Genomic DNA, 24,407 nt, shown 5'->3' on the forward strand with positions numbered 1-24,407 from the left:
TGCGTGGCGACCCAAGAGAAAGTGACTCGGTCGCCGACGGCGAACGAAACGCCCTTGCTCTGAAAATATCCTCGTGTCGTCACTGGTCGGCACTCCGAGCGACGCCTGCAAGTCATGAGAAAGCTACTTTGCCTAGGTATTTGGAAGTCTAAACGTCCAAACATATCGACCAGTTGCAATCAGATTGCCGCAGCGCAACACTGGCGAACCTTCCACGCCACCTGGCCCAACCACCCGTGACCCCGCCCACCCAAGCGCCGCTCCCTGCGGACGCCCCCTGGATCGTGATGAAGTTCGGCGGCACCTCTGTCGCCACGCTTCCCCGTTGGCAGAACATCCGTGAGCTGGTCGCCAGCCGCCGCGCCGAAGGCGCGCGCGTGCTGGTGGTTGTCTCCGCGCTGACCGGTATCACGGACGCGCTGAAACAGCTGTGCGGCGAGGGCGATCGGGCCAAACGGGTGGTGGCGGCCGACGCGATCGCGCAGCGCCATTACGATCTTCTGGCGCACATGCAGTTGGAGACGCCGCCGACGCTGGCCGAACGGCTGCGCACGCTGGCCGAGCTGGCCGACAAGGGCCCGGCCGAGCTGGGCGAGCTGGCCTGGTCGGCCCAGGTGCAGGCGCACGGCGAGCTGATGTCCAGCGCGCTGGGCGCGGCTTTCCTCAGCCACAGTGGCGTGCAGACCGAGTGGGTCGACGCGCGCGAGTGCCTGAGTGCGATCGCCCTGCCCAACCAGAACGAGCGCACCCGCTTGCTGTCGGCAATGGTCGATGCGAAGCCCGAACCGGCGCTCAACGCGCGCCTGGCCGAGCGTGGCGAGGTGTTCATCACCCAGGGCTTCATCGCCCGCGAGGCCGACGTGGAAGGCAGCCGCCGGCGTACGGTGCTGCTCGGCCGCGGCGGCTCGGACACCTCGGCTTCGTACTTCGGCGCGCTGCTGAAGGCGGCGCGGGTCGAGATCTGGACCGATGTCGCCGGCATGTTCACGGCCAACCCGCGCCAAGTGCCGGGTGCGCGCCTGCTGCAGAAGCTAGACTACGAGGAAGCCCAGGAAATCGCCTCCACCGGCGCCAAGGTTCTGCATCCGCGCTGCCTGTCGCCGCTGCGCGAACCGCGCGTGCCGCTGCTGATCAAGGACACCAACCGGCCCGAGCTGGAAGGCACCGTGATCGGGCCGGAGGTGCGTGAGCACGCCCCCAGCGTGAAGGCGATCAGCGCGCGCAAGGGCATCACCCTGGTGTCGATGGAGTCGGTCGGCATGTGGCAGCAGGTCGGCTTCCTCGCCGACGTGTTCGCGCAGTTCAAGCAGCACGGCCTGTCGGTGGACCTGATCGGCTCGGCCGAGACCAACGTCACCGTGTCGCTGGACCCGACCGAGAACCTGCTCGATTCCGACGCGGTCGCCGCGCTGGCCGCCGACCTGGCCAAGGTGTGCCGGGTGAAGGTGATCGCGCCGTGCGCGGCGATTACCCTGGTCGGCCGCGGCATGCGCTCGATGCTGCACACGCTGTCTGGCGTGCTCGCGGAGTTCGGCCAGCTGCGCGTGCACCTGATCTCGCAGTCGTCCAACAACCTCAACCTGACCTTCGTGGTCGACGAGAGCGTGGTCGACGAGCTGCTGCCGCACCTGCACGAGCTGCTGATCGGCGCCGGCGCATTGCGTACCGACGACAGCGCGCTGTTCGGCCCGAGCTGGCAGGCGCTGTACGGCAGCGGCGAAGCCCCGGTGGCAGCGTCCGCCTGGTGGCGCGAGGCCGAACGCGAACGGTTGCTGGCGATCGCCGCCGAGGCCACGCCGCGCTACGTCTACCACCTGCCCACGGTGCGCGCGCAGGCGCGCGAGCTGAAGACGCTGGCCGCGGTGGACCGCCTGCACTACGCGGTAAAGGCCAACACGCACCCGGCCATCCTGCAGGCGATCGCCGAGGAAGGCTTCGGCTTCGAGTGCGTATCGCCGGGCGAGCTGAAGGCGGTGATGGCGGCGGTGCCGGAGAGCGCGCCGCTGCTGTTCACGCCGAACTTCGCCCCGCGCGAGGACTACGCCTGGGCACTGACCACGCGGGCCACCGTGTCGCTGGATTCGCTGTATCCGCTGGAGCACTGGGGCGAGACCTTCCGCGGCCGCGAGATCGTGCTGCGGCTGGATCTCGGCCGCGGCCTGGGCCATCACGAGAAGGTGCGCACCGGTGGTAGTGGCAGCAAGTTCGGCCTGCCGGTGGAGCAGCTCGATGCCTTCCTGCGCCTGGCCGACCGCCACGGCGTGACGGTGCGGGGCCTGCACGCGCACCTGGGCTCGGGCATCCTTGATGCCAGTCACTGGGGCGAGGTCTACGCCCAACTGGCCAGCCTGGCCGAACGCATCGGCAGCGTGGCCTTCCTCGACATCGGCGGTGGCCTCGGTGTGCCCTCGCACCTGGGCGAGGCACGGCTGGACATCGCTGCGCTGGACAAGGTGCTGCGCGAGGTGAAGGCTGCCTATCCGCATTACCAGCTGTGGATGGAGCCGGGCCGTTTCCTGGTGGCCGACGCCGGCGTGCTGCTGGCCAGGGTCACCCAGCAGAAGGGCAAGGGCGCGCTGCGCTACCTCGGCGTGGACACCGGCATGAACAGCCTGATCCGCCCCGCGCTGTACGACGCCTGGCACGAGATCGTGAACCTCACCCGCCTCGACGAACCGGCCACCGCGCTGTACCAGGTGGTCGGCCCGATCTGCGAGAGCGGCGACGTGCTCGGCACCGACCGCCGGCTGCCCGAGGCCAGCGAGGGCGACGTGGTGCTGATCGCCCAGGCCGGCGCCTACGGCAAGGTGATGTCCTCGCCGTACAACCTGCGTGAGAACGCGGAAGAAGTGATCCTCGACTGACGGCGTTCTGCCCCTGTCTTGCCCGTGGAACGACGGGCAGGGCAGGGGCGGCGCCGTTAGAATCTGCGCTTGCGCCGAGCCGCGGCCGGCGAGGGAGATTTACGTGAGCCAACCGATCCAACCGCGCCTGACCCAGGTGTTCCGTTTCCTGCATGCGCGCTACGCCGATGGCGTGGCCGAGCTGGCCTACGCCTTCGACGACGGCGAGCCGCTGGTCGAGCGCATCCGTTTTCCGGCCGCTCCGGCGCTGCCGCCGGCGCGGCAGGATGCGTTCGACGCGGCGCTGAAGCTGCTGCATCTGGTCGCCGGCGTGAGCTACTACAAGGCCGGCGTGCCGCCGCAGATCGAGGTGGCGGAGGGCCCGCTGGACGACGCCACCGCCGACCTGCTCGACGCGCTGTACCTGCATGGCCTGGCCGAGTTCGCCTATCGCAACGGGCTGGACCTGCGCGGCCGCATCCATTTTCCGCGCGGCGGAAACGCCATGCCGGCGGCACCGGCGCTTGGCCTGCCGAAGCGCACCCTGGTGCCGATCGGTGGCGGCAAGGATTCGCTGGTGGCGGTCGAGGCGATCAAGTCGATCGGTGGCGACGCTACCGCGGTATGGGTCGGCAACTCGCCGCTGATCGCCGCCTGTGCCGAGCGCACCGGCCTGCCGACGCTGAACATCCAGCGCGAGCTGGCGCCGGGCCTGTTCGAGCTGAACCGGCTGGGCGCGTTGAACGGCCACATCCCGGTGACCGCGGTGAACTCGGCGATCCTGGCGGTGGCGGCGATCCTCTACGGCCACGACTCGATCACCTTCGCCAACGAGCGCTCGGCCTCGGCGGCGACGCTGGAGTACGAAGGCCAGCAGGTGAATCACCAGTGGAGCAAGGGCTACGCCTTCGAGACGCTGCTGTCGGACTGGCTGCACAGCCACGTGGCGGCGGACCTCGACTACTGCTCGCTGCTGCGCCCGTATTCGGAGCTGGCGATCACCCGTGCGTTCGCCAAGCTCACGCCATATTTCGACAGCTTCTCCAGCTGCAACCGCAACTTTCGCATCCTCGGCCCCAAGCCGGCCGACCGCTGGTGCGGGCAGTGCCCGAAATGCCATTTCGTCTTTCTCGCGCTGGCACCGTTCCTGCCCAAGCCGCGGCTGCTCACCATTTTCGGCAGCAACCTGCTGGACGACGAGTCGCAAGCGGCCGGCTTCGACGCGCTGCTCGAATACCAGGACCACAAGCCGTTCGAGTGCGTGGGCGAGGGGGCCGAGGCACGGGCCGCGATGTATGCGTTGAGTCAGCGGCCGGAGTGGGCCGAGGATGCGCTCGTCGCGCGCTTCCGCAGCGAGATCTTGCCCCAGCTCGATGCTTCGCAACTGGCGCTGGAGCCGTGGCTGGTGCCGTCCGGCGAGCATCGCGTGCCGGCGCGGCTGCAGACTGCGCTGGCGGCGATCGGTTGATGTGCCACCGTGCCCCTGTAGGAGCCCGCTCGCGGGCGATGCCTTTGCTCCTGATCACCATCAAAGCCAGGAGCATCGCCCGCAAGCGGGCTCCTACAGGGGGTGGCCGTGCGTATTGCTGATCTGGGCAACCAACGCGTGGCCATCTGGGGCTTTGGACGCGAAGGGCGCGCCGCGATCACCGCGATCCGCGCGCAACTGCCGGACCTGCCGCTGGCGCTCTATTGCAGCGAGGGGGAAGTCGAGGCGGCGCACGCGTTCGACCCGACACTTGCCGTCTTCGGCCACGAGCCGGACGCGATGGCGCTGTCGGCCTACGACGCGGTGGTGAAGTCACCGGGTATCTCGATCTACAAGCCTGCGGTGACCACGGCGCAGGCGCAGGGCACGGTGTTCACTTCGGGCACCGCGCTGTGGTTCGGCGAGAACCCGGCCGCGCGCGTGGTGGCGGTGACCGGCACCAAGGGCAAGAGCACCACCACGGCACTGCTGGCGCACCTGGCCCGTTCGCTTGGTATTCGCACCGCGCTGGCCGGCAACATCGGCCTGCCGCTGCTGGAGCTGCAGGTCGAGCAGGCCGAGCTGTGGGCGATCGAACTGTCCAGCTTCCAGACCGGCGAGGCCGGCCCGGTCGAGCTGGCGGTGATCACCAGCCTCTACGAGGAACACCTGGACTGGCACGGCTCGCGCGAGCGCTACGTGGCCGACAAGCTCCGGCTCGGCGACGTAGCGTGCACGTTGCTGGTGAACGGTCAGCAGGCCAACCTGCTGGCGCAGACCGCCGGCCATCCGGATCGCCGCGTGTTCGGTGACGCCCAGGGCTGGCACGTCGCCGAAGGCTTCATCCGTCGGGGCGCGCGCGACGTGTTCCCGGTGGCGCAGCTCGGCGTGCCCGGCCTGCACAACGCGCTCAACGCCAGCGCCGCGTTGGCCGCGCTGGAACTGCTCGGCTACGACGCGCTGGCCGCGGCGCCGGCGCTGGCCAGCTTCCGACCGCTGCCGCACCGCTTGCAGCCGCTGGGCAGGCACGACGGGCTGGACTGGATCAACGACTCCATCGCCACCACGCCGCTTGCCGTCGTGGCCGCGTTGGAGAGCCTGCCGGGCCGCGCCGTGACGGTGCTGGTGGGCGGGTTCGATCGCGGCGTGGATTGGGCGCCGTTCGTCGAGCACGTGCAGGCGCATCCTCCGCACGCGATCGTCTGCATGGGTGCGAACGGGCCGCGCATCGAGGCGGTGCTAAACGCGGGCGGCGTCGCTTGCCCGGTGCGGCGCGTGAACGATCTGGCCGCCGCGGTGGACGAGGCACGCGCATGCACGCCCGAAGGCGGCGTGGTGCTGATGTCGCCCGGTGCGCCGAGCTTCGACCAGTTCAAGGACTACGCCGAGCGCGGCCGCCGCTTCGCCACGCTGGCTGGCTTCGAGGCCGACGCCACCGGCATCGATGGCCTCGGCATCCGCTGAGGTGCCGGTCGACTGTCCGCTGTGCGGGGCGGCGACCGGCGCGCCATGGCGCGAGGCTACCGGCGTCTACCGGCACTGTCCCAGGTGCGACCTGGTCAGCCGCGATCGCGCGACCTGGCTCGATGCCGAGGCCGAGCGCGCGTATTACGGCACGCACGACAACCGCGTCGATGATCCGGGTTACCGGCGCTTCCTGAGTCAGCTCGCCGATCCACTGATCGCCTGCCTCGCGCCCGGTGCGCGCGGTCTGGACTACGGCTGCGGCGCGGCGCCGGCGCTGGCCGTGATGCTCACCGACGCGGGCTTTCCCACCGTCGGCTACGACCCGCTCTTCGCGGCGGACGCCTCGCAGCTCGATGCCCGCTACGACTTCGTCACCTGCACCGAAGTGCTCGAGCACATGCACGATCCGCGGCGCGACCTCGCCCGCATCGATGCGCTGCTCGTGCCGGGTGGCTGGCTCGGCCTGATGACCGAACTGCGCCCGCCGATGGCCGACTTCTCCCGCTGGCATTACCACCGCGATCCGACTCACGTGGGCTTCCACTCGGTGGCCTCGCTGCGCTGGCTCGCCGCTCGCTTCGGCTGGCAGGTCGAAAGCGCAGGAAGGCGGGTGATCCTGCTGCGCAAGCCGTAGCCAGCCGTAGCCGTTTGCCGCGCGGGACGGGCGCCTTTCGCCAGTTGCACGGGCAACCACTCGAGGTCGACGCACGCGCATGAAAAAGGGCGCGACGTTCCCGCCGCGCCCCGTCATTCAACGCGAGACCTGCCTTACCAGATCTTCACGCGCTGCGCCGGATCGAGATACATCGTCTGGCCCGGCTTCACGTCGAACGCCTGGTACCAGTCGTCCAGGTTGCGCACGGTCTCGGCGCGGAACTGCGCCGGGGCGTGCACGTCGGTGGCCGCGCGCTGACGGGCGGCGGCGTCGCGGATCTTCGAGCGCCAGGTCTGGCCGAAGGCGATGAAGAAGCGCTGGTCGCCGGTGAGGCCGTCGATCACCGGCGCCGGCTTGCCGCCCAGCGAGGCGTGGTACGCGGCCAGCGCGGCGGTGAGGCCGGAGACGTCGGCGATGTTCTCGCCCAGCGTCTGCTGGCCGTTCACGTGCAGGCCCGGCAGGATTTCGTAGGCGTCGTACTGCTTGGCCAGCTGCTGGCTGGCGGCCTCGAAGTGCTTGAGGTCGTCGGCGGTCCACCAGTTCTGCATCTTGCCCTGCGCGTCGAAGTCGGCGCCGGTATTGTCGAAGCTGTGGCTGATCTCGTGGCCGATCACCGCGCCGATCGAGCCGTAGTTGGCGGCCGGGTCGGCCTTCGGGTCGAAGAACGGCGCCTCGAGGATCGCTGCCGGGAAGTTCAGCGCGTTCTGCAGCGGCAGGTTCACCGCATTCACCGTCTGCGGCGTCATCCACCACTCGCCGCGATCCACCGGCTGGCCGATCTTGGCCTTCTGGTGGACGTACTCAGCCGCTTCGGCGCGCAGGTGGTTGCCCAGCGCGTCGTCCGGCTTGATCTCCAGCGAGGCGGTGTCGCGCCAGGTGTCGGGGTAGCCCACGCTCACGCGCAGCGTCTTGATCTTCTCCTTCGCCTTGGCCTTGGTCGCCGGGGTCATCCACGCCAGCGTATCGATGCCCTGGTCGAAGGCGTGCACGATGTTGCCGACCATCGTCTCCACCTCGGCCTTGGACGAGGCGGGGAAGTAGTGCTTGACGTAGATCTGGCCCACGGCATCGCCCAAGTCGGTGCTGGTGGCGTCGATCGCGTCCTTGCTGCGCGCGCGCTGCTGCGGCACGCCCTGCAGGGTGCGCGCGTGGAAGTCGAACGCGAGGTCGGCGTAGCCCTTGGGCAGCAAGGTCGCGTAGCGGTCCAGCGTGTGGAAGCGCAGCAGGGTCTTCCACGCGTCCAGCGGCTCGCTGCCTACCAGTTTGGCGAGGCGGGTGGTGGCCTCGGGCTGCCACACGTCGACGGTCTTGAGATCGGCGAGGTCGGCGGCCTGGAAGTAGGCGTTCCAGTCCAGCCCCGGTGCCTTCTTGGCGAAGTCCGCCATCGACCACAGGTTGTTCGCCTTGTGCACGTCCTGGCTGTCGACCAGGCTGGTCTGCGCCTGGGCGATCTTGGTCTCCAGCGCCAGCACGGTATCGGCCTCGGCTTCGGCGTTCTTGTCGCCGGCCTGCTTGAGCAACGCGGCCACATAGGTGCGGTACTTGGCGCGGGTTTCCTTCATCGCCGCGTCGTCGGACAGGTAGTAGTCGCGGCTGGGCATGCTCACGCCGCCCTGCAGCAGGTAGGCGATGTTCTGCGACGGGTCGGTGAGGCCCTGGGTGACGAACAGGCCGAACAGGTGGTCGGTGTGGAAGTTGGTGGCGTTGATCGGATCGACGTCGGCGCGCAGTTCGCTGCCGAGCACCTTCGCCAGATCGCCGCGCGAGGCGATGCCCTCGATCGCGCTCAACTGCGGCTGCAGCGGGGTGAGGCCGGCCTTCTCGATCGCGTCGGTGTTCATGTAGGCGGCGTAGTAGTCGGCGATCTTGCGCTCCGGCGAAGTCGCCGCCGGGTTGCCCTGGCCAGCCTGTTCGATCAGCTCGGCGGTGCGCTTTTGCGCCTTTTCGTACAGCGCCAGGAAGGCGCCGGTGCTGGAGCGGTCATCCGGAATCGGGGTGTTCTTCAGCCAGGTGCCGTTGGTGTACTGGAAGAAGCCATCACCGGCGGGCTTGGAGGTGTCCATGCCGGTCTTATCCACGCCCGCCGGCGTGGCGGCCGCGGTCGCGTTCGGCGCCGCGGCCGTGCTGGCGGGAGCCGGGGTTTTGTCGGCAGGAGCTTGCGAATGGCCGCAGGCGGCGAGGGCGGTGCACACGGCGGCGGCGAGAATCCAGCGGGCTGAGGTCATGGGTGGCTCCGGACGGGAAAGTTCCCCACGATACGCCGCGGCCCGCACGGCCGCAGCATGACGAATGGCCCGCGCACCGGGTGGAGAAGAGGCGCTCAGTGCGCCCTCGGCAGCACCGTGGGTGGGCTTGCCTACTTTTCCAGCCGATAGTTGAAGCTGGCGCGGCTGAAATCGGTGGCGTTCTGCGCCTCGAAGTTCCAGCGCTTGCTGAGGCGGTAGCGCAGGGTGATCACCTGGCCGGGCTCGAACAGGCCGACGCCGTAGCTCAGGTACAGCCGTGGGCTGAGGTACTTGCCCACGGTGAACGCGGAGGTGCCGCCCAGCGCTTCGTTGCTGGACACGCCGATGTCGTCCACGCCCAGCTGCGAGCCGATGCGCTTGGCCAGCAGGTCGCCACCGGCCGAGCCCAGCGCCTGCGCGGCGGAGTTCACCATCGAGCCTTCGCCGCCCTTCACCTCCGACAACGGCTTGCCGGTGATCAGGTAGGACAGCGCGTCGGATTGCTCCATCACCGGCTGCGAGAACACCGTGAGCACCGGCCGCTGCGCCGTGCCGGCGACGTAAAGCCCGACCTTCTGACCCTCGTCGACGGTGGCGTTGGGATTGAGCTTGCGCACCGCGCGGATGTTCAGGCGGGGGTTGTCGATCGGCGTGCTGGCGAACAGCAACTGGCCCTGCTCGATGGTGAGGTTCTGGCCGTAGGCGCGATAGGTGCCGGCCACATCCACCTGGCCCTGGCCGGTGGTGGCCCGGCCGGGGCGCTCGCGCACCACCAGCTGGCCGCGCAGGTTGCCGTCCAGGCCCATGCCGACCACGTGCGTGCGCGGCCCCAGATCGACCGCCACCGTGGCGCTGATCGGCAAGGCCTGCGCCTTCGCCTGCTGCGCCTGCTCGTCCACCACCACCACGTCGGGCGAGGCCTTGGTGGCGCCGGCGCCGGGCAGCCGGGCGAGGTCGACGTCGGCGCTGTCCATCGCTACACGGCCGGTGATGTCCACGCCCTGTGCTGCGCGCGTGACCACCAGATTGGGCGACACCACCACTTTCGCCGCCGGGATGTCCGCGGCCGTGAAGCGGCTGCCCTTGAGCGTGAGCTCGGCGGTGGCGTTTGCGCCGAGGCCGGCATGGCCCTGGATGGCCAGCGTGCCTTCGCCGGAGTGCACCTGGCCGTCGAGCTGCAGCGTGCGGGCGTCGGCGGTGCTCAGGGTGACCTGTCCGTCGCGAAGCTTGAGGCCGGCCGTAGGCACTTCCGCGGCGAAGCCGTCGACGCGGGCGTTGCCGGTGAGGGCGGGCTGGGCGAGGGTGCCGCCGATATCGATGTGGCCGTTGAGCGCTCCCTTGACGTTGGCCAGTTCGCTGGTGAAAAGCTCCACCGGAGCCAGCCGGTTCAGGCGCAGATCCAGCGCCCCGTCCAGTGTCTGCGCCGCGCCACGCAAATGCAGCTGGCCGTCCAGCCGGCCGTCCTCATCGAGCTCGGCGTGTACCGTGGCGCGCTGGTCGCCAGGCGCCAGTTGCGCCTGCAGGGCGAGGTGGCGGTAGGCCAATAGCGGCCGGTCGGCGCGATCGGTGTAGGTGATGGTGCCAGTGTCCGAGCGGATCGCGGCATGGCCGCTGAGCGCGCCGCTTGCGCTGCGGCGCAGCTGGCCGTCGCCCTCGATACTGCCGTCGGCGCGCAGCGGCAGGTCGGCCATGCCGGCGGCGTTGAGGATCAGCGCCAGCGGCAGGGCGCGCAGCCGATAGTTCGCGTCGAGGTTGCCGGCCTTGTCCTGTCGGGCGGAGGCGCACAGCAGCGGATCACCGGCGGTGAGGCACAGCTCGCCGATGCTCGCCGCGCCGTCGCGGTAGCTCAGGGCTACCGGCTGCTGCAGGCGCCAACGTGGCAGGCCCTGCGGGGCGAGGTCGAGCCGTCCCAACGTGCCGCTCCACGCGCCGTTCTTCAGCGAACCATCGAGGGCGAGATCGGTCGACAGCTGGCGCCCGTCGGCCTGCAGGGTGAGCCGATGGGTGGCCTGGCTGCCTTCGGCGAGCAGGTGCAGGCGGTCGAAGGCCAGGCCGTCGGAGGCCAACAGGCCGCGGGCGTCCAGGTCGAGCCTGCCGCTGGGTGCGCTGATGTCGGGGATGCCGACGATCAACTGCAGCGTGTCCAGCTTCTGCTGCTGCCAGGCCAGGCGCTGGCCGTGCACGATGCCATTGACGCTGAGCCTGGGGGCCTTGCCGCGGATCGCCAGATGGCCGTCCAGACGTCCACCCGCGTCGGGCAGCCAGTCGGCCAGCGAGGCGATCGCCAGGGCGAGCTCGGCGTCGTTGCTCGCGCCCGGCCGCGCCGTAAGGTGCACGGTGCTGCCGCCGGAGGCGAGGTCGAGGGTGCCGTCGAGCACCTGGGCCGGCGACAGGTGCAGCCGGCCCCGCCCGCGCACCGGGCGGTGCCGCAACGTGCCGTCGAGACGGCGCAGGTCCAGCGTCGCATCCACTCCCTGCTTCTGCTGTGCGCCGCTGCTGGCGAGCTCGGCATTGAGGGCGCCGTCCCAGCCCGCGAACAGCTGGCCCGGGTCGAACTGCCGGGCCGTCGCCTGCGCCTGCCAGGCCAGCGCCGGCTGCAGGGTGAGCGTACCGGTGGCCTCGAGCTGGCCCTTGGGTTGCACTAGGCGCAAGGTGTGCAGGGCGATCTGTTGCGGCGTGCCGTCCAGCGCCAGGGCGAGCTGCGCCAGCTGACCGGGTGGTCCCAGCGCCAGCTCGCCGGCGGCGTGGAACTGCGCGGTGCTGCCCTTGACGCTGAGCTGGCCATGGCTGGCGAGCGGCTGGCCGACCAGGTCCGCCGGCAGCGCCACGTCGCGCCAGTGCAACTCCAGCGCCGCGCTGAGCGGCGAGGCGGACAACTGCACCTGGCCAGTGGCGTCGAGCTGACCGGGTACCTGCGGTGAGGTCAGGCTGAGTTGTTCCAGCTGCAGGTTGTCCAGGCTCTCGTCGAGGCGCGCCCGCAGCGGCTTGAGCTGCACTGTGTAGCCGTTGATGTCCACGCGCCCCTCGATGCTGCCGCTGCGCCGATCGCCGCTGGCCTGCAGCGTGGCGGCCAGTGCGGTGATCGTCGAGCCGGGGCCGAGCAGCGGCGCGGGGTCGAAACGCGGCGCGTCGAGCGTCGCCGTCCACGGATAACTGGCGCGCGGGGTCAGCGACAGCTTCAGCGTGGCGGCGGTCGGCTTGGTCAGCGTCAGCGCGAGGCGCGCCTGCTGGCCATCGCTGCTGGCCTGCAGCGCGCCGGCGTAGGTCACGCCATCGGCGGTCCAGCTGAAGCGGCCGTCGCCGTTCCCGCGGTAGCCGTTGCCCAGCGCCAGCTCTCCGGCCAGTTGCACGCGGCCGTCGGGGCTGCGCAGATCGAGCTGGTGCAGGCGCAATCCTGCGTGGGTCCAGGCCCCGGCCAGGTCGAGCCCGTCGGCGACGAACACGGGCTGCTCGCTTCCGGGCTGGGTGATGCGCACCCGGCCCACGCGGGCGCGATCGAGAACGATGTTCAGCGGCGGCTGCAGGCTGAGCGGTTTGTCGTTGGCGGTCGCCGGGGACGGTGGTGCCAGCATCACGCTGATGCCGTCGGCCTGCAGGTCGAGTACGTGCAGCTGCCGGCGCAGCAGCGGCCACACCGCCAGGTCGAGCCGCGCCCGCGCCACGCGCACATCGAGGCCGCTGCCGTCGCGATAGCGCACATCGCGGAGCGTCAGCGGGCCGACCAGGCGCCCGTCGGCCTGCGCCACCTGCAGCGCGCCGCCGGTAGCACTCGCGGCGCGCGCCAGCGCGAAGCGCAGCCCCGCGCCCGTGCCCAGCAGCCAGAACGCGGCGATGCCGAGCAAGGCCATAAGCGCGAGCAGGCCGAGCGCGAGCACGCGCGGCCAGCGGCGGCGGGGGCGTCCGGTCGGAGTGGCGGCGTCGGTCATGCGCGCTTCCTCACAGGTCCGGCCCGATCACGATGTGCAGTTCGATGCCGTGCCGATCCGGGTTGTGCACCGGCTTGCCCAGGTCGAGGCGGATCATCCCCACCGGCGACAGCCAGCGCACGCCCAGGCCCGCGCCGATCTTCGGTCGGTAGTCGGTGCCGCTGAACGCGTTGCCGGCGTCGACGAACGCGGCCATGCCCCAGTTCTTCGTGAAGTAGTGCTCCATCTCGGTGCTGGCCACCAGCAGGTTGCGCCCGCCGATCACGCGGCCATCGCTGTTCTTCGGTCCGATCGACTGAAAGCCGTAGCCGCGCACCGAACGGTCGCCGCCGGCGAAGAAGCGCAGCTGCGGTGGCAGCGCGCCGAAATCACCGGTGGAGGTGATGCCTGCGCTGCCGCGCAGGATCAGCCGGTTGCGGCCCTTGAAGGCGCGGATCCACTTGGCGTCCGCGGTGAACTGGATGAAGCGGGTGTCCGACAGCAGCGTGCCGGCGGTGCTGCGCGCGGCGAAGCTCACCGACCAGCCCTTGCGCACGAAGGTCGGGTTGTCGCCCTTCTTGCGCGCCAGCGAGGCTTCGGCGAACACCAGCTTGCTGCGGCCGTGCTCGATGCCCGGCGCGTTGTCCGGCTCATTGCCGCGCTTGCCCACGGTGAAGGTGCCGATCAGCGCGTGCGCGCCGAGCGTGCGTGTCCAGCCGTGCCACAGGCGCGCCTCGTTGCCCACCAGCTCCAGCGTGCGCGACTGCGAGGTGTCGGTGTCGGCGTCACGGTAGTTCGCGCCGAAGTTGAGGCTGTGCTGGTGGCGGCCGGGCAGGGGGATCGAATACAGCGTGGACAGCGTCTTGAGCCGCTGCGCCACCACCAGCTCGTTCTTCCAGGTGTGGCCGCGGTCGTTGACCCAGCGCCGGGTGACTCCGCCGCGCAGGCCAAAGCCGGTGTCGGTGCCGATGAACGGCCCGCCGGTGTAGACGGTGCGCTTGGCCGGCACCAGTTCCACCTTGACGGTGACCGTGCCGTCCTTGGCGTCGTCCACGTCGGGCAGCACGTTGACCACCGAGAAGTAGTCCGCACCGTTGAGCGCCTGCTGCAGGTCGAGCAGCTGGTCCTGCGAGAAATAATCGCCCGGCTTGAACGGCACGTAGCGATCGAGGAAGCCCTTGCGGAACTGCGAACCCTCGAACTGCACCTGGCCGAAGCGGTAGCGCGGACCGGTCTCCCAGGCCAGACGAACCACGGCGCTATGGCTGGCGCGGGTCACCTCCACCCGATGCGTGACCAGTTTCGCGCCGAGAAAGCCGTGGGCGGTGAGCTGGCCGCTCAAGGCGTCGCGGGCGGCGTCGTAGACCCCGTGGTTGAGCGTCTGCCCCTTGAGCCGCTCGATCGCCCGCTGGGCGCGGCGGATCGGGCCGATCGCCGCGGCGGTGTCGCCAAGGCTCACATGCACCTCGGTGATCTTCACCGGTTCGCCTGGCTTCACGTGCAGGGTGACGCGCCAGTCCTTGCCGACCGGCTGCAGGTCGCCATCCACCGAGGCTTCGTAATAGCCGTAGGGCCGCAGCGCCGCGCGTACCTGGTCGGGGGCGCGGGCGTACAGGCGGCGCACCTGCGCGTCGCTCACTTCACGCGTGGCGTATTGCGACAGCTCCACGGCGGAAGTCACCGCGCCCTTGAGGTCGTCGCCCACGCCGTCGACTACCAGCGTCACACCGGCCTGCGCCGCTGCCGGAAGCAGGGCGAGCAGGGCTAGCAGGCTCAGGCGTCGGAACAGGCGGCGCATGTCGTGCAGCTACGTCCTTGTCGAATGACTGGATGCGGCGTGGCAGCTTAACGGAGCAAGGGTGCGCATCCGATGAACGCGCCGGCCGCCGCCGCATTCTTTCCGCCTCGGGCTGTCAGCCCGCCTTGTCGCCCGCCTTGTGCGCGATCCATGCGCCGATCACCGCCGAGAAATACGGGATCGACTGCGCGCCGAGGATGAACATCCACAGCGTGCCCTCGATGTAGCGCGTGCCATAGGACAGCGCCATGCCGACGATGCAGCACACCAGCGCGAAGGCCATCAGCAGCTCCTCGCGTACCGGCGCGAAGGCGGCAAAGCCGGACTCGCCCAGCCGGCGGCTCTTGGCGGTCACCACGAACGAGGTCTTTTCGCGGGTGAGCCCGTGCAGGATGCCGCGGGCAATCGCGTGGCTAAGGCTCATGCTGGCCAGCGAGGCCATCAGCGTGTCGTACCAGCTGCACGGCACGCGAGCGCGATACAGCACGATGCCGAAGATCGCCTTGGCGAAGAAGAAGCCGATCACCGGGATCAGGAACAGCTGCATCGGCAGGGCGAAGTACTGCGGGAACGCCACCATGCCGGCGGTCCAGAACAGCGCCATCAGGGTAAAGATCAGGTGCAGCGCGTCGGCGAACCAGCTGAACCAGCCGGTGAGGAAGTGGAAGCGCTGGCCCGGCGACAGCGGGCCCTTCTTCACCATCCAGCTCCAGCGGCCCTTGAGGATCTGCATCGCGCCGAACGCCCAGCGGTAGCGCTGGCTCTTGTACGCCTTGAAGTCGGCGGGGGTGAGGCCCTTGCCCATCAGCTCGTCGACGTAGACCAGCTCGTAGCCGGCGTGCATCAGGCGCAGGCCCAGCTCGGCGTCCTCGCAGATGGTCCATTCGGACCAGCCGCCGGTGCCTTCGAGCGCCGAGCGCCGCACCATGGTCATGGTGCCGTGCTGGATGATCGCGTTGCGCTCGTTACGGTGGTGCATGCCGATGCGGAAGAAGCCGTCGAACTCCCACGCGGTCATGCGGCGGAAGCGGTTGTGCTCGAAGTCGCGGTGCGCCTGCGGGCACTGCACCACGGCTACCTTCGGATCGTGGAAGTAGCCGGTGAGGCTGGACAGCCAGTCGTGGCGCACCTCGTAGTCGGCATCGATCACCGCCACCACGTCGGCGCGCGGGTCGGTTTCCTTCAGGCCGAAGTTCAACGCGCCGGCCTTGAAGCCCGGCCACGGCTCGAGGTGGAAGAAGCGGAAGCGCGGGCCCAGCTTTTCGCAGTACGCCTGCACCGGCTTCCACACGTCCGGGTTCTTGGTGTTGTTGTCGATCACCAGCACTTCGAAGTTGTCGTAGTCGAGCGCGGCGAGCGAATCGAGCGTGACCTGCACCATCTCCGGCGGCTCGTTGTAGCAGGCCAGGTGGATCGACACGAACGGCTGCTTTTCCGGCGGATCGGGCCGCAGCATGCCGGCATGGCGCACCCACTTTTCCTGCCACAGCACCTCGGTGAACTCGAAGCCGTTGATCAGGAGGATGGCCAGGATCGCGATCTGCGCCGGGAACAGCAGCACCAGCATCGTCCAGTCCACCCAGCTCAGGTAGAAATTGAACGGCAGCGTGGCGGACCACACGATCAACCCGCAGGCGAGCTGGATCAGCGCGGCGAAGAAGAACCGGCCCATCAGCTTGAAGCGGCTGAAGCGGCGGCCGAACCACAGCATCGGGATGAGCGCCAGCAGGCTGGCGGCCAGCGCCTTGGATGGCCAGGCGGTGTCTTCGGTAACCGGGCCGGTGAACGGGAATTTCATCTGCCGGTCGGCGTTGAACATGCCCCAGTAGGCGCCGGTGCGACCCTCGCCCAGGTTCTCCTTCCACGGCTGGTCGAACGCTTCGAGCAGGTAGTAGTCGATATTGCGCACCTTGGCCGCGTTGAGCCAATGGCGGATGAAGATCGCCTCGTTGGACACCGACGGGCGCGCGTACTTCTGGCGGTCGCCGTTGGACGGCCAACCGATCTCGCCAACCACGATGTGCTTGGTCGGGTACATGCGCTGGATGTTGTCGTAGGCGCCGAGCGCCGCGTTCAGCGCATCGTCGCGGTCGGGGTCCACGTTGGTGCCGATGCCGTTCCAGAACGGGAACAAGTGGATGGTGATGAAGTCCACGTGCTCGGCCAGCTCCGGATACTTGATCCAGATGTAGTCCGGCTCGGCGATCGACACCGGCTGGCGCACGTGGGCGCGTACGCGGTCGAGGTAGCGGATCATCTGCTCCAGCGGCAGGTCGCCGCGAAACAGCACCTCGTTGCCCACGATCACCCGCTCGATGGTGTCCGGATAACGGTTGGCCAGGGCGATCAGCTGGTCGATCTCGCGCTCGTTGTTGCGCTCGCGCGTGTCGATGTTGGCGCCGGCCATCACCTTCAGCCCGTCCTGCCGCGCCAGGCGGTAGATCTGCGGGTTCTCCTGGGTGGAGTAGGTGCGGATGCGACCGGTGTACTTGCGCAGCAGCTTCAGGTCGCTGTCGATCTGCGCGTCGGAGGGGAAATCCTTCTTGAGCGGGTTCTGGTAGCGCTGGAACACCGACACCGAGAAGCCGTTGACCGGCCCGTGCCAGTCATCCGGACCGTGCGGCTGGTTGCCCCACCACCACAGGCCGATGTTCATCGCGGCCACGATCAGGGCAAGCAGGAGGGCAACCAGCAGGGGATGGCGAGAATCGTTCGTTGCTGGCGTGGCGCTCAAAGAGAATCCCCGAAAGCCTCCACAATGAGGCCGGAAAGCCTGCGGAGCTTACCGAAACCGCGTCGCAGGGCCAATAAACGCCACATTACCGACGGTGAGCCTTGGCGGTTGACGAGTCGTTGTCCGATGGCTGCTCGCGCCTGTCATGCCATGCCGGGCACGACCGGGAAATGAAAAAGCGCAGCCGGAGCTGCGCTTCGTTTCGGGCGTTGCGGGCGCTTACTTGAGCAGCGAGCGCAGCATCCAGGCGGTCTTCTCGTGCTCCTTCAGGCGGCCGGTGACCATGTCGGCGGTGCCCTCGTCGCCGGCCTTGTCGGCCGCCTTGATGGTCTCGCGGGCGGTGTGCGCCACGATCTCGTGGCCTTCCACGAGCTGGCTCACCATGTCTTTCCAGTCTGGTACGCCGGCCTCTTCCTTGACCGTGCTGAGCTTGCCGAACTGGCTGTACGAGCCCGGCGCGAACACGTCCAGCGTACGAATGCGCTCGGCGATCTCGTCGGCGGCCAGCCACAGCTCGTTGTACTGGGTCTCGAACATCGCGTGCAGCGAGTTGAACTGCGGGCCGGTGACGTTCCAGTGGAAGCTGTGGGTCTTCAGGTACAGCGAGTAGGTGTCGGCCAGCAGCTTGGACAGCTGCTTGGCGACCGCTTCACGATCCTTCTTGGCAATACCGATGTTCATGGCCATTGGGGTGCTCCTTGTGATCGAACGGGTGCGAGGGAAATCGTCAGGAAGATCAGCATAGTCGCGCCGCATGACACGGGGAAATGAATCCTGCCGATGCCGGCCATAGCCAGCCGCTATCATGTGCGGTCCCATGAACGATCCCGCCGCCCACGCCTCCCCCTCGCCCGACTCCCGCCTGCGCGACCTGCGCCGCGCCCTCGATGGCGTATCCAGTCGCGACTTCGGCCGCCTGCTGGGACGTTGGCGCGGACTGTCGCGCCAGCCGGATGCAGCCAAGCTCGATGCGCTGGCCGCGGCCATCGAGGCTTCCGCTGCTAGGCGGCAGGCGCGCGTCGCCGCCAAGCCGGCGGTGAAGCTCGACGAATCGCTGCCGATCACCGCGCGCGCTGACGAGATCGTCGAGCTGATCCGCAAGCACCAGGTGGTGGTGATCGCCGGCGAGACCGGCTCGGGCAAGACCACCCAGCTGCCCAAGCTGTGCCTGGCCGCCGGGCGCGGTGAAGCCGGCATGATCGGCTGCACCCAGCCGCGCCGGCTGGCGGCGCGCTCGGTCGCCAACCGCGTGGCCGAGGAGCTGGGCACCAGCATCGGCGACCAGGTCGGCTTCCAGGTGCGCTTCACCGACAAGGTCTCCGAGCGCACGCTGGTGAAGTTCATGACCGACGGCATCCTGCTGGCCGAGACGCAGGGCGATCCGTGGCTGTCGAACTACGACACGCTGATCATCGACGAGGCGCACGAGCGCAGCCTCAACATCGACTTCCTGCTCGGCTACCTCAAGCGGCTTGCCGCGAAGCGGCCAGAGCTGAAGATCATCGTCACCTCGGCGACGATCGACACGGCCCGCTTCGCCGAGCATTTCGACGGTGCGCCGGTGGTGTCGGTGGAGGGACGCGCGTATCCGGTGGAGGTGCGCTGGCGCCCTGTCGACGGCGATGCCGGCGGCAAGAGTCGCGGCGAGATGCAGCAGGGCAGCGCCGAGCACATTGCCCACGTCATCGACGAGATCATCGCCGACCGCAGCCTCGGCGGCGGCCCGGGCGACGTGCTGGTGTTCCTGCCCGGCGAGCGCGAGATCCGCGACGCGCACCTGCTGCTGTCGCGCCGGCAATACCGCGAGACGGAGATCCTGCCGCTGTACGCGCGGCTGTCGGCCGGTGACCAAGACCGCGTGTTCAAGCCCGGCCCGAAGCGCCGTGTGGTGCTCGCCACCAACGTGGCCGAGACCTCGCTTACCGTGCCGCGCATCCGCTATGTGGTCGACACCGGCACGGCGCGGGTCAAGCGCTACAGCCAGCGCAGCCAGCTCGAGCGCTTACATGTGGAGCCGGTCTCGCAGGCGGCCGCGGACCAGCGCAAGGGCCGCTGCGGCCGTATCGGGCCGGGCATCTGCTATCGGCTGTACGACGAGGCGGACTTCGCCGCACGGGCCGCCTACACCGATCCAGAACTGCTGCGCTCCTCGCTGGCTAACGTGATCCTACGCATGCTGGCGCTGAAGCTGGGCGAGGTGGACGAGTTTCCGTTCCTGGAGGCGCCCGATCCGCGCGTGATCGCGGATGGCTACCGCCGGCTGGCCGAGATCTCGGCGATCGACGAAAAGCGCTCGCTCACCGCGATCGGCCGTGACCTCGCGCGCCTGCCGATCGACGTGCAGCTGGCCCGCATGCTGGTGGAGGCGCGCCGGCTCGGCTGCCTGCGCGATCTGCTGACGGTAGTGTCCTTCCTCAGCATCCAGGATCCGCGCGAGCGCCCGGCCGACGCGCGCGGGCAGGCTGACGCGGCGCACGCGGTGTTCGCCGATCCGAAGTCCGATTTTCTCGGCGTGCTCAACCTTTGGCGCGCCTATCACGACGCCAGCGAGGAGCTGACCCAGTCCAAGCTGCGCGACTGGTGCTCGCGGCATTTCCTGTCGTTCCTGCGCATGCGCGAGTGGCGCGAGCTGCATCGGCAGTTGTTGCTGGTGGTGGATGAGCTGGGCTGGAAACTAGATGCCGACGCTTCCGCTCCCTCGGCGCAGCCGGGCGAGAAGAGGGCTGGGATGAAAGGGGCAACCTCGCCAAGGACCGGTGCCGAAGCCAGCAAGACTCCCTCTCCCCAGGCGCAGCCGGGGGAGAGGGCTGGGGTGAGGGGGCGCGCTTCGCGCAGCGAAGCGCCAGGTTCCCGACGCGTGAGGAGCGATCGTCCCGAGCCCAAGTCCTCTACTTCACTCATCTCCTCGGCGGGTAGTGGAGGCGAAGGCGACGGCTCGAATGAAAAGGACGCCGCGCGCCTGTTCGAGTCGATTCACCGCAGCCTGCTGGCGGGCCTGCCCACCCAGGTTGGCCGCAAGGACGAGAAGGGCGTGTTTCGCTCCACGCGCGAGCGCAAGTTCCAGATTTTCCCGGGCTCGGCGCTGGCCAAGCTGCCGCCGAACTGGGTGTTCGCCGCGCAGATCCTCGATGTCGGCGGCAAGGTCTGGGGCATGATGTGCGCCCGCGTCGAGCCGCAGTGGATCGAGGAGCAGGCCGCGCATCTGGTCAAGTCCAGCTGCCGCGAACCGCACTGGTCGAAGAAGCGCGGCTGCGTGGTGGCCTACGAGCAGGTGAGCCTGTTCGGGCTGAACCTGGTGGAGCGGCGCGCGGTGACGTTCCAGCAGCAGGATCCCGCGCTGGCGCACCAAATCTTCCTGCGCGAAGCGCTGGCGCGCGGCGACATCGAGGCGAAGGTGGATTTTCTGCGCGCCAACCAGCGCGTGCTGGAAGACGCGCGCGGCATCGAAGCCAAGCAGCGCCGCGAGGGCCTGATCCGCCACGAGGATGAACTGGTCGCTTTCTTCGAGGGCAAGCTGCCGGAGGATATTGCCAGCAGCCGCGCGCTGGAGGCGTGGTATCGCAAGGCCCGCCCGGCCGAGCAGGCGGCGCTGCGCTGGTCGATCGACGACGTGATGGTCGGCGGTGCGGGACTCGACCCGAAGGCGTTCCCGGCAGCTATGGACATCGGCCCGCAGCGCTATCGACTGGAATACCGCTTCGTGCCCGGCGACGAGGCCGACGGCGTCACCCTGCACCTGCCGCTGGCCATGCTCAACGCGCTGCCCACCGCGCGCTGCGAATGGCTGGTGCCCGGCCTGCTGGGCGAGAAGGTGGCCGAGCTGATCCGCGGCCTGCCCAAGGCGCTGCGCCGCAACTTCGTGCCCGCGCCGGATTTCGCGCGCGCCTTCGTCGAGGCCGAGGCGCCGCGCGACGAGCCGCTGGCCAGGGCGCTAGCCGCCTTCCTCAAGCGTGCGACGGGCGTCGAGGTGACCGCCGTCGAGTTCGCCGCCGTGGAGCTGCCGGCGCACTTCTCCATGCGCTATCGCCTGCACGACGACAGCGGCCGCACGCTGGCCGCGTCACGCGATCTCGCCGCGCTGCGTGCGCAGTGGGAAGGCCAGGCGCGCGAGGCGTTCTCGCGCAAGACCGACGTGGAGCTCACCCGCGAAGATGTGGCTGCCTGGGATTTCGAGGAGATCCCCGCACAGGTGCGCTCGGCCGGTGGGCTGCTGGCCTTTCCGGCCCTGGTGGACCTGGGCGAGACGGTGGCGCTGCGCGTGTTCGAGCGCCGCGACGAGGCCAGTGAGTCGCATCGCGCCGGCGTGATCCGGCTGTTGCGCAACGCGCTCGCCGCCGACATGAAGCAGGCGCGCCGGCGGTTGCCGATCGCCAACGCGCTGTCGCTCAAATACGCGCCGCTGGGCAGCATCGATAGCCTGCGCGAAGACCTAGTCGAAGGCGGCTTCGGCGATCTGCTCGGGCGCCACGAGCTGGACGTGCGCACCGCGGGCGCGTTCGAGGCGCTGCGCACGCAGGCGTCGCGCGAACTGTTCGCCAGCGCGGTCGAGCGATTGAAGCTGGCCGAGCCGATCATCGAGGCGCAGGCGGAGATGAAGCCGTGGCTGCAGCCGCCACTGATGGGCTTCGCCCGGGCCAGCTACGACGACCTGCACGAGCAACTCGACGCCCTGCTCGCGACCGGCTTCACGCGCGAGCTGTCGACCGCACGCCTCGCGCATCTGCCGCGTTACCTCAAGGCCATGCGGCTACGCGCCGAACGACTGCGGCAGGATCCGGCCAAGGACCAGCAGCGCATGCTGCAGGTGCTGCCGTACTGGCGCGCCTACCTCAACCACCGCGCCGAAGGCCGCGATGGCCTGGAGGAACTGCGCTGGCTGATCGAGGAATGGCGCGTGTCGCTGTTCGCGCAGGAGCTCAAGACCGCCGAGCCGGTGTCGGCCAAGCGTCTGGCGCGAGCGCTGGAGGCCATCGAGGCGGTCTGAGCGGACAGCCTCGCGATGCGTCTTCCGGCGGCGCGAAGCCTGCCGCCAGCCCAACCGCGATGAAGCCGCGGCGGCCGCTCCGCTACCGCGCTCGCTTAGAATGAGCGACTGGTACTGCTGGCACCGCGATGATCCCCATCACCCACGGCAACACGCCTTCGCTCGCACCCTGGCTGGCGCGCCGCGCCGCGCTGCCGGCGGTGTTGGTGAGTGCGCTGGATGCCTGCGCCGCGGCTCCGGTAGAGCAGGGCGAATGCGCCGATGTGCTGGACCTGCTGGTGATGCTCGGCTGCGATGCGCAGACCCAGGCCGCTGCGCTGTGGTTCGCCCTGGCGCAGGCGGCGCCCGCTGCCTACGAGGCGCAGGCGGCCGCGCTGGCGCCGGAGCTGCGACGGCTGGTGGAAGGGCAGCAAGCGGCCGAGAAAGTGTGGGCGCTGCATGCGCAGCGCAGCGGTGCCGCCAGTTCCGAAGGCCTGCGCCGGCTGCTGTTGGCGATCATCCGCGACCTGCGCGTGGTGTTCGTGCTGCTGGCGCGGCAGCTGGCGCGCATGCGCACGGCGCTGGCACTGAGCGAGTCCGCGCGCACCGAGCTGGCGCGGCTGACGCGCGACATCCACGCCCCGCTGGCCAATCGCCTGGGCATCTGGCAGCTGAAGTGGGAGCTGGAGGATCTGGCGTTCCGCTATCTGGAACCGGATACCTATCGCCGCATCGCCAAGCTGCTCGACGAGCGCCGCGAGGACCGCGAGAGTTTCATTCGCCAGTCGCTGGCCGAGCTGGACAAGGCACTGACGGCGGCCGGCATCCACGCCGACCTCGCCGGGCGGCCGAAGCACATCTATTCGATCTGGAAAAAGATGCAGCGCAAGGCGCTGGCCTTTTCCGATCTGTACGACATCCGCGCGGTGCGCATCCTAGTCGACAGCGTGGCTGACTGCTACGCCGCGCTGGGCGTGGTGCACGCGCTGTGGCCCTACCTGCCCGGCGAGTTCGACGACTACGTGGCGCGCCCGAAGGCGAACGGCTACCGCTCGTTGCACACCGCGGTGATCGGCCCGCACGGCAAGACGCTGGAGGTGCAGGTCCGCACCCACGACATGCACCGCGCCAACGAGCTGGGCGTGGCCGCGCACTGGCGCTACAAGGAGGGCGGCAGCGCGGATGCGGAGTTCGAGTCCAAGGTCGCCTGGATGCGCAAGCTGCTCGAACCGCGCGCCGACGGGGAGGGCGAACTGGCGGCCGAGCTGCAGACCGAGCTGCTGGAAGATCGCGTCTACCTGCTGACGCCGCGCGGCGAGGTGTTCGACCTGCCGCACGGCGCCACCGTGCTGGATTTCGCCTACCACGTGCACACCGAGGTCGGGCACCGCTGCCGCGGCGCCAAGGTCAACGGACGCATCGTGCCGCTGACCTACCAGCCGCACAGCGGCGATCGGGTGGAGATTCTCACCACCAAGGTCGGCGAGCCCAGCCGCGACTGGCTCTCGGCCCATCATGGCTACCTCAACACGGCGCGGGCGCGCGAGAAGGTGCGGGCCTGGTTCCGCCGCATCGCGCACGACGCCAATCTCGCCGCCGGTCGCGCCATGCTGGAGCGCGAGCTCAAGCGGCTGGCGATGCCCAATGCCGACCTCACCGGCATGCCCGCGCAGTTCCACCTGAAGACGCACGACGAGCTGCTGATCGCGCTGGCGCTGGGCGAGGTGAACCCGGGGCAGATTTCGCGCCTGCTGCAGGAAGCCGCGCAGCCGCCGGCACCGCCGGAGACGGCGCCCGCACTACCGGCGTCGCGCCCACCGGCGATCGATCAGAGCGCGCTGAGCATCGAAGGCGTGGGCAACCTGCTGACCGTGCTGGCGCGCTGCTGCCAGCCGCTGCCGGGCGATCCGGTGCGCGGCTTCGTCACGCGTGGGCGCGGCGTGTCGGTGCATCGCGCGGATTGCGCGGCGCTGGCGCGCCTGGCGCGGCGCGATCCGGACCGGGTGATCGACGTCAGCTGGGGGCGCGTGGCGGCGCAGGCCTACCAGGTCGACATCGAGCTGCACGGCTACGACCGCAAGGGCTTGCAGAAGGACGTCACGGCGGTGATCAGCAACGCCAACATCCCGATCATCGCCTCGTCCAGCCGCATGTTCGTGCGCACCGGCGAGGTGGAGATGCGCTTCACGCTGCGCGTGCGCGACTACGAGCAGCTCTCGCATCTGCTGGCCAAGCTGGTGGCGCTGCCCAACGTGGTCGATGCCCGGCGCGTGGGCAGCCGCTGAGCCGGCTGGCAGTTGAACGACGGGCCGCGCCGGGGCTGTCGGGCCGCCCTGCGATGCTAAGCTT

The 24,407-nt window shown here is 69.3% G+C and carries 11 protein-coding genes; 6 read left to right on the plus strand and 5 right to left on the minus strand.

Annotated elements, in window-relative coordinates:
• The first annotated feature begins 236 nt into the window (after positions 1-236).
• The 4 genes from ACQVBX_RS00705 to ACQVBX_RS00720 all read left to right on the plus strand — a co-directional run bounded on the left by ACQVBX_RS00705 (position 237) and on the right by ACQVBX_RS00720 (position 6,412).
• The gene (locus tag ACQVBX_RS00705; RefSeq protein WP_431635981.1) at positions 237-2,864 is read left to right on the plus strand and encodes a bifunctional aspartate kinase/diaminopimelate decarboxylase; all 2,628 of its coding nucleotides are present in this window, start codon (positions 237-239) and stop codon (positions 2,862-2,864) included.
• A 103-nt stretch (positions 2,865-2,967) separates the two neighbouring features.
• Entirely contained in the window at positions 2,968-4,311 is a 1,344-nt protein-coding gene (gene murL, locus ACQVBX_RS00710) for a UDP-N-acetyl-alpha-D-muramoyl-L-alanyl-L-glutamate epimerase (RefSeq protein ID WP_431635982.1), read from the plus strand.
• 108 nt (positions 4,312-4,419) lie between these two features.
• On the plus strand, positions 4,420-5,775 hold the full coding sequence (murD, locus tag ACQVBX_RS00715) for a UDP-N-acetylmuramoyl-L-alanine--D-glutamate ligase (protein WP_431635983.1): 1,356 nt from the start codon (positions 4,420-4,422) through the stop codon (positions 5,773-5,775).
• Positions 5,756-6,412, plus strand: a complete 657-nt coding sequence (locus ACQVBX_RS00720; protein WP_431635984.1) for a class I SAM-dependent methyltransferase — start codon at positions 5,756-5,758, stop codon at positions 6,410-6,412. Before murD ends, ACQVBX_RS00720 begins: the two co-directional genes overlap by 20 nt.
• 134 nt (positions 6,413-6,546) lie before the next feature.
• Here ACQVBX_RS00720 and ACQVBX_RS00725 read toward each other — a convergent pair whose 3' ends face one another.
• The 5 genes from ACQVBX_RS00725 to ACQVBX_RS00745 all read right to left on the minus strand — a co-directional run bounded on the left by ACQVBX_RS00725 (position 6,547) and on the right by ACQVBX_RS00745 (position 17,782).
• The gene (locus ACQVBX_RS00725) at positions 6,547-8,658 is read right to left on the minus strand and encodes a M13 family metallopeptidase (RefSeq protein WP_431635985.1); all 2,112 of its coding nucleotides are present in this window, start codon (positions 8,656-8,658) and stop codon (positions 6,547-6,549) included.
• Between the two features lie 131 nt (positions 8,659-8,789).
• On the minus strand, positions 8,790-12,584 hold the full coding sequence (locus ACQVBX_RS00730) for a translocation/assembly module TamB domain-containing protein (RefSeq protein WP_431635986.1): 3,795 nt from the start codon (positions 12,582-12,584) through the stop codon (positions 8,790-8,792).
• A 10-nt stretch (positions 12,585-12,594) separates the two neighbouring features.
• Positions 12,595-14,361 carry an autotransporter assembly complex protein TamA gene (locus tag ACQVBX_RS00735; protein ID WP_431635987.1) on the minus strand — a complete coding sequence of 589 codons (1,767 nt, stop codon included), beginning with the start codon at positions 14,359-14,361 and terminating at the stop codon, positions 12,595-12,597.
• Positions 14,362-14,476: 115 nt separating this feature from the next.
• Positions 14,477-17,095, minus strand: a complete 2,619-nt coding sequence (locus tag ACQVBX_RS00740; RefSeq protein WP_431635988.1) for a glycosyltransferase — start codon at positions 17,093-17,095, stop codon at positions 14,477-14,479.
• Between the two features lie 219 nt (positions 17,096-17,314).
• Positions 17,315-17,782, minus strand: coding sequence for a Dps family protein (locus ACQVBX_RS00745; RefSeq protein ID WP_431635989.1), 468 nt, complete (start codon positions 17,780-17,782; stop codon positions 17,315-17,317).
• 130 nt (positions 17,783-17,912) lie between these two features.
• On the opposite strand from ACQVBX_RS00745, the gene hrpA reads away from it, so the two are divergent.
• Both hrpA and ACQVBX_RS00755 read left to right on the plus strand, forming a co-directional pair.
• The gene (gene hrpA / locus ACQVBX_RS00750) at positions 17,913-22,079 is read left to right on the plus strand and encodes an ATP-dependent RNA helicase HrpA (RefSeq protein WP_431635990.1); all 4,167 of its coding nucleotides are present in this window, start codon (positions 17,913-17,915) and stop codon (positions 22,077-22,079) included.
• A gap of 128 nt (positions 22,080-22,207) precedes the next feature.
• Positions 22,208-24,343 (plus strand): RelA/SpoT family protein, encoded by a 2,136-nt coding sequence (locus ACQVBX_RS00755; RefSeq protein WP_431635991.1) that lies wholly within the window; start codon positions 22,208-22,210, stop codon positions 24,341-24,343.
• Positions 24,344-24,407: the final 64 nt, after the last annotated feature.

The organism is Dyella thailandensis (genome assembly GCF_050749815.1).
Lineage (GTDB): Bacteria > Pseudomonadota > Gammaproteobacteria > Xanthomonadales > Rhodanobacteraceae > Dyella_A.

Bases quoted from the DNA above. Each gene is read 5' to 3' on its own strand.
- ACQVBX_RS00735 (WP_431635987.1), bottom strand. From the start codon at position 14,361: ATGCGCCGCCTGTTCCGACGCCTGAGCCTGCTAGCCCTGCTCGCCCTG.
- ACQVBX_RS00720 (WP_431635984.1), top strand. From the start codon at position 5,756: ATGGCCTCGGCATCCGCTGAGGTGCCGGTCGACTGTCCGCTGTGCGGG.
- hrpA (WP_431635990.1), top strand. From the start codon at position 17,913: ATGAACGATCCCGCCGCCCACGCCTCCCCCTCGCCCGACTCCCGCCTG.
- ACQVBX_RS00730 (WP_431635986.1), bottom strand. From the start codon at position 12,584: ATGACCGACGCCGCCACTCCGACCGGACGCCCCCGCCGCCGCTGGCCG.
- ACQVBX_RS00745 (WP_431635989.1), bottom strand. From the start codon at position 17,782: ATGGCCATGAACATCGGTATTGCCAAGAAGGATCGTGAAGCGGTCGCC.
- ACQVBX_RS00755 (WP_431635991.1), top strand. From the start codon at position 22,208: ATGATCCCCATCACCCACGGCAACACGCCTTCGCTCGCACCCTGGCTG.
- ACQVBX_RS00725 (WP_431635985.1), bottom strand. From the start codon at position 8,658: ATGACCTCAGCCCGCTGGATTCTCGCCGCCGCCGTGTGCACCGCCCTC.